Below are 10556 nucleotides of genomic sequence, written 5' to 3' on the forward strand. Positions count from 1 at the left end.
CGGGCCGTGGCAGCGTTGCAGCAAAAGGCGCAAGGCGTACCCCATGCCGCAACCAAGAAGAACAGGAAGGGAGTCGTCTAGCTGGTCGCCATGCAGAGCAGTAATAGCCGCCTGTTCTCTCTCCGGTCCGCCGGGAGCCAGCATGGCAAAGCTGCGGCCGTTGATTCTGGCTTCAATATCGCAAGGGGGCTGCGCGACAGTATTTCCGGGATCTGTTTTTGTAGAAAAGATGGCTTGAAAAACGGGCTGTTGTGTCTGAGTCATCGAGAAGTGCCCAGATGCGAGTGCTGCATGTGCTCAATAACGATATCGTGTTCCACCAGACGGCATGTGATTTTTTCATAAACGCGGTCAATGGTCAGGAAGGCACGGCCAATGGAGACTTCCACACCAGGGTAGATGCGCCCCGGAACCAAAAGACGGCAGTTGTGCATGTAGCTTTCATCCATGGACAGACGCGCCCATAGTTCGTCACGCCGCCGGATCAGCTGTTTGCGCTGTTCCCGCAGGGCCTGCAGTTTTCGGCTTACATCATTGGTATCCGGCGGCAGGTGTCCGGCCACTGCATTGAGGTGGGTAATGGTCTGCGATTGCTGGGCAATGATATGATCAATTTTTTCAAGCTGGCGTATGCTCAGCGGATCATATCCAAGGTATATCTTGGTGGGAATGCCCGCCTTGTTACCGAGCTGCCTGCCCACATACATGCTGCCGTAGGCATTGATAATACCGCCGTACGCCTGTTCCCGCACCACCATGCTGGCTCCGGCGTACACAGTGGAGTAGAGACAGCTTTTTTCTATAACGATGTTGTCCCGGGCGCGTGCTTCCACCTTTTCAAGAAAAGGAGACAACAGCTTGCCCCCGGCGTCTACGAGGCTGTGCTGCCCCGCGCCACCGCGCACGCCGCCGTCAATCAGCAGGTTGCGCCGGGCGCGCACCACGCCGCCTTCGACCATGCCCATGATGCGCACGTTGTTGGCCTGTACGGAAAAGCCTGCACGCACGGAGCCATGAATGGCCATGTCACCCACAAAAAAAATGTTCCCTGTCTGAAAGCTCACGTCCTGCCGTACATTGAGCAGACATTTGACAGTGATTTTTCCATCAAGATAGAAAACATAACCGTTGGCAGCGGCCAGCAGGTAGTTGGGGTAGTGAGGATCTACGCGTGTGTTTGAGCCGGTAGGAAAACGGGGTTTATCCAATATAAAACGCGGGTCCGGTTCCGGCCCCGCATCCTCCAGAGGGATGATCTCGGCCAGCACTTGCCCGTTGATGGCGTTCTGCACGTAGCCCAGGCTGTAAACGTCAGAAGAGCCGTTCTCCCCACCGGGCTTCAGGTGGAGGTAGTCAAAATCGGGATTGAAGTAATGCCGCAGATAGTATTGCACCATGCACCATCCGTAATGACCTGCGCAACTAAACGTTCAGGCGTGGTCAGTCCGCAGTGTCGGGAATAAAACCCTTCAATTCCTCTTCGCTGTCAAAGGTGGGAAAAAAACCTTCGATTTCCACTTTTTTCAGAAGCTCAACAACGTGTGGAGCCGGTGTGAGCAGCACAAGCCTTCTGCCGTGGCCACGACTTTTGGTACTGGCGCTGACGAGCACCCCAAGGCCGGATGTGTCCACCTTGTTTACACGGCTCAGGTCCAGCACAACCTGTCTGATGCCCGGAGCCAGAAGATAGGCTTCGAGCTGGCGGCTGAACTGAGGAACATCAGGCAACAGCATATCGCCCAGATAGCGCAGGACTGTAACGTTTTTATGAGACTCCGCTTGCAGGGTAAACACGGGGCCGGGCCTCCTGGGTGGGCGGGCATCAACTGCCGAACAGGCTGAGCGAGTCAAGCCAGATGGTGACAGGACCCCAATTGCAAAGGCGCACCGCCATGTCGGCGCCGAAGATACCTGAAGATACGCTGACGCTGCAAGATTCGTCAACTATCTTCACGAAATGTTCAAACATTGGTTCGGCCCATACCGGGTTGCCCGCATCTGTAAAGGACGGGCGGCGGCCTTTGCGGCAGTCGGCGTACAGGGTAAATTGCGGCACGAGTAAAAGCTGCCCGCCAAATTCTTCAAGCGATGTGTGAAACTTGTTGGCAAGCTCTCCCTGGCCGGGAAAAATCCGCAAGCCAGCCAATTTTTGAGCCATACCCCGGAAAGCCGGTCTGGAATGAAAATCCGGGCCATCTTCCTGCCCGAAGCCCACCAGAGCCGTGATGCCGGGGCCGATGGCCGCCACCTGGCGGCCATCGACACTCACGGAAGCTTCAGTAACTCTTTGAACCAGTATGCGCATCAGGCATTCTCTTGAGTTAGTTCCTGGCTGTTTTCCGCAGTCGCCGTTTTTGCCTTGCGCTGCTTGCGTTTGGCGGCCTTGCTTTCTTCTTCTTCGCGCAGGGCGCGCCTGAGCACCTTGCCTACAATAGTTTTGGGCAGTTCTTTACGAAATTCCACAAGACGCGGAACCTTATAGCCGGCCAGCTTCTGGCGGCACCAGGCAACGATGTCGGCCTTGGTGAGTTCTTCCCCGTCCTGGGTGACCACGTAAGCCTTGAGCACTTCGCCGCGCACGTCATCGCGTATGCCCACACTTACGGCTTCCTGCACCTTGGGGTGCTCCAGCAGCACCTCATCCACCTCACGCGGGTAGACGTTGTAGCCGTTGACAATCACCATGTCTTTTTTTCTGTCCACGATATAAAAATAGCCGTCTTCATCCATTGTAGCCAGGTCGCCGGTGTACAGCCAGCCGTTGCGCAGCGCGCTGGCAGACTCGTCCGGACGCCGCCAGTAGCCACTCATGACCTGGGGGCCGGAAACAATAAGTTCGCCCATCTTGCCGGGCGGCAGGGTAAGGGAGCCCCCTTCCATATCCACAATACGGGCATCAGTGCCGGGCAGCGGCATACCGATGGAGTTGGGCTTTTGCCCCTGTTTGCCCAACGGGTTGCAGTGGGTAATGGGCGAGGCTTCGGTAAGGCCGTAGCCTTCAAGAATGGAAGCGCCCGTAGTGTCCTGAAATTGACGGAAAATTTCTCGCGGCAGGGGGGCTGAGCCTGAAACGCATATTTTGATACAGCGCAGGTCGTACTGCGCAAGATTTTTTTGCTGCAAAAGCGAAATATACACCGAAGGGGCACCGGGAAAGATGCTCGGCCTATGTTTGCCGATCAGGCGCAGCACGTCCTGGGGAACATAACGCGGCAAAGGCAGGGTAGTGGCCGCCAGCGCGATAGGAATAATCAGGCCGGTAGTGAGGCCGTAGACATGAAAGAAAGGCAGAATCGAGATGAAGGAGTGGTGGTCTTCAGCCTTTACATTGATAATGTCGAGAACCTGTCGGCAGTTGGTGCCAAGGTTGGAATGCGTGAGGGTGACGCCTTTGGGCAGGCCCGTGGTGCCGCCCGTGTACTGGAGCATGATGGGAGCGGTGTGCGGATCGGCAATGGGGGCAGAATACCGCTCTGCGCCTTTGAATACCTTTTTCCATTCAAAAACACTTTTGCCGTCATACGGTATGGAAATCTTTTTGCCACGAGATTTTTTGAGCCGGTACAGCCAGTTAAGCGGAAAAGACAGCGCATCCGCCGCACCGGTGACGATGAAATTGCGCAACGGCAGGCGGTCACGCAGGGCAGACACACGAGGCCAGAGCAGGTCAAGCATGACAATGTGCTCTGCCCCGGAATCCTGCATATTGGCAATGATCTCTTTCTCCATGTACAGAGGATTGGTCATGACAACCACCCCCCCTGCCTTGATGATACCCCAGAAGGCCACCACGGTCTGGGGCATATTGGGCATCATAAGCGCCACGCGCTGCCCTGTTTTTACCCCGAGGCGTTTGAGCGCCCCGGCGAAAAGCTCTGCCCGTTCGCGCAGCTTTTTGTAGGAAATACGAGTGTTCTGAAAAATGACCGCCGGGCGGTTGGGGTATTTGTCCGCCGCTTCGTCCAGCATGGCATAGAGGGGTTTATCCCATGCCTCTGTGATGCGCGGCACAAAGGCGTCGTAGTGAGCGAACCAGGGACGATACTGTTCTGTGTTCATGGCGATCCTTGTGAATCAGATGTCGCGTTGCAAAGAAGACGGCGGCGCAAAGGCGGCGCGGGCACCTGCCCACGCTGTAACAACGGCATATGCCTTGATACCTTCAGCGCGGCCCGTGAACCCAAGCCCTTCCTCTGTGCTGGCCTTAAGATTGACGCAGTCGGCGGGCAAAGCCAGCAGGCGGGCGATGTTTTTTCTGATTTCTTCGCGATGTGGCGCAAGACGAGGCGTCTGGGCGATCAGGGTAAGGTCGGCGTGACACAACTGCACGCCTTTTTGACGAACCATATCCAGAGCTTCATCCAGCAAAAGCGCTGAAGAAATATTATCAAAGCGGGGATCTTTATCAGAAAAATGCTGACCGATATCACCGAGACCGGCGCAGCCAAGTAGTGCATCGGTCAGAGCATGCAGCAGCACGTCGCCATCGGAATGTGCGGCCACCTCCGGCCCTGCGGGAATGAGCACACCGCCAAGGCGCATGGGACGGCCACCCGGAGCGTAACGGTGCACATCGTAGCCCATACCCGTACAAGGACGGGGCAGGACAGCGGTGTTTCGTAAAAGATCCATGTCTTCGGGGTTGGTAATTTTCACGTTGGCGGCTTCTCCTTCAACCACATGGACCTCATGCCCGAGTTCTTCCAGCAAAGAGGCATCGTCAGTGACATTCAGTTGCTGTATTTCCGCATGGCGATGGGCCTGAAGCAGAAGGTCAAGACTGAAGCCCTGAGGCGTTTGGACCGCCACAAGTGTATGGCGAGGCAAGGTGCCTGTAACCAGGCCGTGCGATACGGTCTTTATGGTATCTGTTACCGGCAGGGCGGGGATTGCCCCCGGTGCGCCGGATTCAAGGGACGTGCATATTTTGCGTATCAACTTCGGGCTGACAAAGGGCCGGGCCGCGTCATGAATGAGCACATGGCGGGCATCTGCGGGCAACACGGCCAGCCCGTGACGTACGGAGTCCTGGCGCAGCGTTCCTCCGGCCGCGGTAAGGTAGGGCAGCCCCAGATCATCAACAGCAAAAAGCGCACGCAGGTTTTCAACGTGGGCGTCATAATCGGCGGGGGGAAAAACAAAAACAATGCCCGCCACCGCGGCGCTGCGGCTCATGGCTCCGGCGGCGTGCCAATAGAGGGGGGTACCCTGCCAGTGCAAAAACTGCTTGGCAAGCCCACCTGTGGCAGCGGCAAGGCGGCGGCCTTGTCCTGCGGCAAGCAGTATGGCCCATGGCTTTACAGGCTGCCCCCGAGGGGGCGCGGAAGTTTCTGACATGGCTGGCCTCTGGCTGACAGTATGCGGGAGTCGGACTGTAAGCCGGGTTCTGTCCACACGGTTGCCCGTGTGTGACCGTCATTCCTCTAGGAGTGCGGTTGCCCGCACCCTCAAGCAACCTACCCGGAAGGCTTCGGCCGGGCCGGCCGCCTTCCCTATTTGGTCTTGCTCCGAACGGGGTATGCCGAGCATGCCGTGTCACCACGGCATCTGGTGGTCTCTTACACCACCGTTTCACCCTTACCCGGCCGAGGCCGGGCGGTTTGCTTTCTGTGGCGCTGTCCGGAGGTTGCCCCCCCTGGATGTTATCCAGCGTTCTGCCCTGTGGAGCCCGGACTTTCCTCCCCGGGGTTACCCCCGCGGCGACGATCCGTCCGACTCCCGCAATATGGAGGCACATGGGTGACGGAGCGCGTCACACAAGACCGGGCCGCATGTGTTTCAATGCGGTCCGGCCCTTTTCATGCGCCGAAAAGTATTAATCAGTCAGCGGTTTGGGAGCGCATTGGGGTGCTTCAGCAACGGTGAAATGCTCGCACCAGAATATGAGGCGCTGACAGTTGGGGCAGCTTAAAATCTGCTGACCGCGTTGCAGTTCAATAAAAGACTGCGGCGGAACGGCAATGTGGCAGCCCGAGCAGATGCCTTCTTTGACGGCCACGATAACCGGGTGTTCCAACCGTTCGCGAATGAACTCATAGCGCATGAAAACAGGCTGGGGGATGAATTTGCTGACCTGGGCCCGTTTGGCATTGAGTTCAGCAAGGGCCGCAGTGCATTTTTGCAGCTTTTCTTCGAGACCATCACGCTTGACTTCAAGTTCGGCTTTGACGGCAGAGTGTGTAAGATCAAGTTCGGCCAGAGCATCTTTTTGGAACTGCAATTCTTCCATGAGAGTCATTTTTTCCTCTTCACGGGAGCGGTTCACTTTTTCCATGCCGTCCATTTCGCGCATCATTGCATGATATTCACGCGTGTTTTCTACCTGCATGAGCTTGTTTTTGCTCTTTTTAATGCGGGCGGCATCATCATCAATTTCAAGTGAAAGGCGCTTTTGCTGCTCCTGAAGATGGGTCAGCTTATCCACAATATAGTTGCGCTGTGTCTCGCTGGCATTGAAGCGCTGCTCAAGCGAGTTCAGTTCAGTGGGGGCACGCTCCATATCCTGCCGTACCGCATAAATGGCGTCATCAACCTTTTGCAGTTCCACAAGCTGTTTTATCTGATCAAAGTAAACGGCATTACTCATTATAAAAAGACCTCCTGATAGTCATGACAGGGCAACAGCGCGAAAAGGCGATGCCGAAGGCACGAAGTGAACGGCAACGCCATGAAGCTGTTGCTGGAGCAAATGGCACATGCGGCGCATCATTTCCTCTTCAAGGCTGTGGTGGCCCACATCCAGCAGGGGAATTTCCGCTTCAAGCGCAGTATGGTATTTTACGTCTCCGGTAATGAACAGTTGCGCTCCGGCATTACGGGCCGCGGACAGCAATGATGAACCGGAACCGGTGCAATAGGCCAGCCGGTGGATTTTTCCGGGAGGCGGCCCGCTGAGGGTCGCTGTGGAAAGATCAAGCACGCTTTCAAGGGCGTGGATAATATCGCTGATAGCCAGAGCCCGCGGCAGGTCGCCTACGAGGCCGTAGCCGAGAGCAGTTTTTTTATCCGATGGCTGTGGGCTGACCGGCTCAAGCACTGTTGTGTTCGCAAGGTTAAGGTCTGCAGCCAGCCAGCCTGCGGGGCCTTGTGGGTTCACATCCAGTGAGGTGTGGGCGGCGTAGAGGGGGGTATCTGCGCGTATGAGCAGCCGCAAAACTTCATGGTATGTGTCAAGTTGCGACGGCAGAGCAGGCTTGAGAGAAAGCGGATGGTGGCTCAGAATAAACTGTGCGCCAAGGTCAAGAGCCTGCCTGACAGATTCGGGCGTGGGATCAAGGCAGACGGCAACAATGCTGATGTTCTGGCGCAGGGCTGCCACCTGAAGGCCGGAAATGTCCCACGAAGCCGCAGCCTTGAGCGGAGCAATTTCTTCTATGGACTTAATTAATTCAGCTAGTTGCATGAATGTTCCTCACCATAAAAAAAGGCACTTTCTTGCTCTGCAGAGAAAGCGCCTAAAAACACCGGCGTGAAAAGAAATTTGATCGATACCGACAAGATGTTTTTGTACCTACTCTATTGGCGCGCTGTATTGACTTTGCGCGAAAACACGCTGCGCCTCAGGTTATGAATCTGGATTACATAGCTGCCGCGAAGGATATTGTCAAGATCTCGGCAGCAGGAGAAAAAGTTCACTATTTGTCTCAAGCATGTAGGGCAGGGCTTTGCGTCAGATAAGAAAAACGGTCGGGTGAACAGCGTAAAGTCTTTTTTGCAGCACACCGTGGAAAAAATATGCGACAGAAGGTTTCGTGCATCAATATTCTGTTTTTTCTTCGCAGGATTGCCACAACTGGAAGACCTCGGAACTGGTTTTGCAATAAAGCCGTTCTATAGGCAGTGTGCGTTCATTCAATTTTTTTGAAATTTCGCAATATATGGCCGCATCGTCAAAACCGGCACCAGCAGCGTCTTCTTTAGTATTGGAGAAGTATATTTTTTCAATGCGCGCCCACCATATGGCGCTAAGGCACATGGGACAAGGCTCGCAACTCGTAAATATGGCAGAGCCTGAAAGGTCGAACGTTTCAAGCGCACGACAGGCATTCCGGATGGCTTCCACTTCGGCATGGGCTGTAGGGTCATTATGAGGTGTGACACTATTCATACCCTCACCTATGATTTTTCCGTCCCGCACAACCACCGCACCAAACGGTCCCCCACCGGCTGCCATGCTTTGCCTGGAGAGAGCAACGGCTCTTTCCATAAAATGCATGTTTTCCATACCGACTCCCTGATTCCTTTTCTGCTCGTGTTCTTTTTATCCGTTTGTACAGAAGACGCAACCCGCAGGAGGTTTGCTCACGCACCCTGTTGCGGCAACCGTATTTGCAGGGTAGGATTTTTCTATGAAAGTAACAACTTTTTTGGGGATTGTTCGCGATCTTTTTCTACCTCAATCGCGCAATGCGTGCCCTCACTGCGGAGGTGTTCGGTGTATCGGAGCCTGTCAGTTTAATGAAAAGCAGGTAAAAAAATCTGCGTCGTCTGCCGGGCTTGATGCAGGGGACACAAAAAAGAATACATGCTTGAAAAAATCATAGCAGTGGGGCCAACGGCCTTAAAATACGCATGAAGTTTGTCAGACAAGTGCCTTCTGCTCTGGCATAGAGTTTTATATTTCTGCACTTTCCAGACCTGCCTGTGGCTTAACATGCCCAATGTGTTCACCACGTGTGTCCCAAAAAGAAAGCACCCACTGTTGAGCAGTAAGTGCTTGAAATAATGGTGCGCCCGACAAGAATCGAACTTGTGGCCTACAGCTTAGGAGGCTGTCGCTCTATCCAACTGAGCTACGGGCGCGCAATCGTGTTGTTATATTTATCCTTTCGTACAGTGTCAAGCTGTTTGAATCCGTTGCTGCCATGGCATACGGAGGTGTTCTTAGCGTCCGGAGGGGGGAAGGTTATGGTAAAAATCCGCCGCCTTCTTTAGAAGACAGCGGATCAATAAGCGCGCGGGAAGGGGACGCGCGCGGTTGTGGGCCTTATATAGCCGGGGCTTGAAATCCAAGCCCCGGCCTGTCAGAAACTAGAAGCTATAGGCAAAGACGAGCTGCGCTTTCCAAGCGTCCTGCTTTTCAAACGAGCCGTTGCCGCTGCCGCTGTAGTAGCCGTCCTTCTTCCAGGTATCCTTGTCAATCATATTGACAACATAGCCCAGTTCCAGGTTGGCTTCCAGGTTTTCGTAGATCTGCCACTGGTTGATCAGGTTGAATTCCAGCAGGCCATCGTTGGTGGTCAGGTAAGGACCATCCACGCCGAAGCCGCTGTTCCACGAAGAGGCGGATTCCATATACTTGACCATGGAGGGAGCGTTGGTGCCGCCCCAGTAGGCCACGCGCAGGGTGTGCTTGAGGTCTTCCATGAAGCTCATGTCTTTCAACTGGCCACCGATACCCCAGGTACCGGCGTAGGTCATATTCCAGTCGCAGATGTCGCCGGGACCGGCACCCCAGGCAAGGTTGCCGTCACCCACAAAAGAGGTGAAGTTGCCCGCGCCTGCAATGGAGGGCATGCGCTTGGAGCCGTTCTTGATATCGCCATCATCGCCGGAGCCGTACCAACCAAAGATGCCGGGGGTACCCCAGTCCATCTTGTATTCCACAAGAGCCTTGGCAACAAAACCCTGGCGTTCGGTGCTGCCGCGAACCACATCACTATCGTTGCCGCGCTTCACCACATCATAGCGGCCCATGCTTTCCACATAGCCGTAGTTGAAGTCGAATTCGATATTGAGCGGGTCGAACATGGTAATGCCGATGGGCAGACCGACCCAGAACATGTTGCCGTACTGCTTGCTCGTTGCGCGGGAATCAAGCGGAGTAGCGCCAGCGAAATTGAATCCTTCCGTCAGGCCGGGCAGGCTCTGCCCAAGGATACCATCACTGGTTTCCCAAGGTTCGTTATCGTTGATTGCAGTCAGGCCGCGCAGGGCGTTACGGCCCAGCATGCCGTACATGGCCCAGGGCGTTACTTCCACGCCATCAAAGGTCACAGGCACGGTTATGGCGAAAAGGTCAATGTTATCCAGATAGTTGTTTTTCGCCTTGTCATCGCCGTTGCCGTATTTTCCGGCATCAAAGTTGTCATTGACCGGGCGCGCCCAGAAAGCGGTCAGGCCGACATTTTCATTAAATTTGTAGTTGCCGACAATAGCCGCGACGTCACCGTCGAGTACGGCAGAGCCGCCAGCCATGTCAGGCAGGGCCAAGCCCTGGATACCCATGCGGATGCGCGCATCAGTCTGGGGGATGATCCAGTCAAGGTAGGCATTTTTCAGTTTGATAACGTTGTTGCCGTCCGCACCAAGAGCGCCGCCATCATCGGCTTTGCCCCAGTTCTGGGTGCCGATTTCAAAGAAAACGGTACCGGACAGGTTTTCGGAAGCAACGGCATCCAATTGCAGACGCAGACGCTGCGCAGCGCCGAATATATCGTTGTCGTTAACTTTTTCTTTTGCGTAGTTGCCACCAGGGGTACGTTCGTGGGACGCCAAGGGCGCATCTGCCACGCCGAAGCCCATGAGCCATTCGCCCTGTGCCTTAAATTCAATGG

The 10556-nt window shown here is 55.1% G+C and carries 9 protein-coding genes, 1 tRNA gene, 1 other RNA gene and 1 pseudogene; all 12 read right to left on the reverse strand.

Features of this window, described 5'->3' with window-relative positions:
* A pseudogene (locus QZ377_RS11540) lies at window positions 1–264 on the reverse strand (hypothetical protein); the annotation flags it as partial.
* Window positions 261–1397, reverse strand: coding sequence for a FapA family protein (locus QZ377_RS11545; protein ID WP_291441291.1), 1137 nt, complete (start codon window positions 1395–1397; stop codon window positions 261–263). The gene QZ377_RS11545 and the pseudogene QZ377_RS11540, both read right to left, overlap by 4 nt.
* Before the next feature lie 43 nt (window positions 1398–1440).
* A complete protein-coding gene (locus QZ377_RS11550) occupies window positions 1441–1794 on the reverse strand; it encodes an STAS domain-containing protein (protein ID WP_291441292.1) in 354 nt (117 codons plus the stop codon).
* Between the two features lie 28 nt (window positions 1795–1822).
* On the reverse strand, window positions 1823–2305 hold the full coding sequence (dtd, locus tag QZ377_RS11555; protein WP_291441293.1) for a D-aminoacyl-tRNA deacylase: 483 nt from the start codon (window positions 2303–2305) through the stop codon (window positions 1823–1825).
* Window positions 2305–4059, reverse strand: coding sequence for a long-chain fatty acid--CoA ligase (locus QZ377_RS11560; protein ID WP_291441294.1), 1755 nt, complete (start codon window positions 4057–4059; stop codon window positions 2305–2307). The genes dtd and QZ377_RS11560 overlap by 1 nt, the downstream gene beginning before the upstream one ends.
* 15 nt (window positions 4060–4074) lie before the next feature.
* Window positions 4075–5337 (reverse strand): 2-C-methyl-D-erythritol 4-phosphate cytidylyltransferase, encoded by a 1263-nt coding sequence (gene ispD / locus QZ377_RS11565; protein ID WP_291441295.1) that lies wholly within the window; start codon window positions 5335–5337, stop codon window positions 4075–4077.
* A gap of 22 nt (window positions 5338–5359) precedes the next feature.
* An RNA gene (gene rnpB / locus QZ377_RS11570) (RNase P RNA component class A) lies at window positions 5360–5719 on the reverse strand.
* Window positions 5720–5815: 96 nt separating this feature from the next.
* Window positions 5816–6586: a C4-type zinc ribbon domain-containing protein gene (locus QZ377_RS11575; protein ID WP_291441296.1), complete on the reverse strand. Its 771-nt coding sequence runs from the start codon at window positions 6584–6586 to the stop codon at window positions 5816–5818.
* A gap of 21 nt (window positions 6587–6607) precedes the next feature.
* A complete protein-coding gene (locus QZ377_RS11580) occupies window positions 6608–7402 on the reverse strand; it encodes a Nif3-like dinuclear metal center hexameric protein (protein WP_291441297.1) in 795 nt (264 codons plus the stop codon).
* 354 nt (window positions 7403–7756) lie between these two features.
* On the reverse strand, window positions 7757–8224 hold the full coding sequence (locus QZ377_RS11585; RefSeq protein ID WP_291441298.1) for a nucleoside deaminase: 468 nt from the start codon (window positions 8222–8224) through the stop codon (window positions 7757–7759).
* Between the two features lie 501 nt (window positions 8225–8725).
* Window positions 8726–8802, reverse strand: a tRNA-Arg gene (locus tag QZ377_RS11590).
* A 228-nt stretch (window positions 8803–9030) separates the two neighbouring features.
* Window positions 9031–10556 (reverse strand): outer membrane homotrimeric porin (locus QZ377_RS11595; protein ID WP_291441299.1); only part of this gene is annotated, 1526 nt, incomplete at its 5' end.

The organism is Desulfovibrio sp. (genome assembly GCF_019424165.1).
Classification (GTDB): domain Bacteria; phylum Desulfobacterota; class Desulfovibrionia; order Desulfovibrionales; family Desulfovibrionaceae; genus Desulfovibrio.

What these genes read in the sequence shown, in the direction of transcription:
- QZ377_RS11560 (WP_291441294.1), bottom strand. Translation starts at nt 4,059, where the DNA reads ATGAACACAGAACAGTATCGTCCCTGGTTCGCTCACTACGACGCCTTT.
- QZ377_RS11575 (WP_291441296.1), bottom strand. Translation starts at nt 6,586, where the DNA reads ATGAGTAATGCCGTTTACTTTGATCAGATAAAACAGCTTGTGGAACTG.
- QZ377_RS11585 (WP_291441298.1), bottom strand. Translation starts at nt 8,224, where the DNA reads ATGGAAAACATGCATTTTATGGAAAGAGCCGTTGCTCTCTCCAGGCAA.
- dtd (WP_291441293.1), bottom strand. Translation starts at nt 2,305, where the DNA reads ATGCGCATACTGGTTCAAAGAGTTACTGAAGCTTCCGTGAGTGTCGAT.
- ispD (WP_291441295.1), bottom strand. Translation starts at nt 5,337, where the DNA reads ATGTCAGAAACTTCCGCGCCCCCTCGGGGGCAGCCTGTAAAGCCATGG.
- QZ377_RS11545 (WP_291441291.1), bottom strand. Translation starts at nt 1,397, where the DNA reads ATGGTGCAATACTATCTGCGGCATTACTTCAATCCCGATTTTGACTAC.
- QZ377_RS11580 (WP_291441297.1), bottom strand. Translation starts at nt 7,402, where the DNA reads ATGCAACTAGCTGAATTAATTAAGTCCATAGAAGAAATTGCTCCGCTC.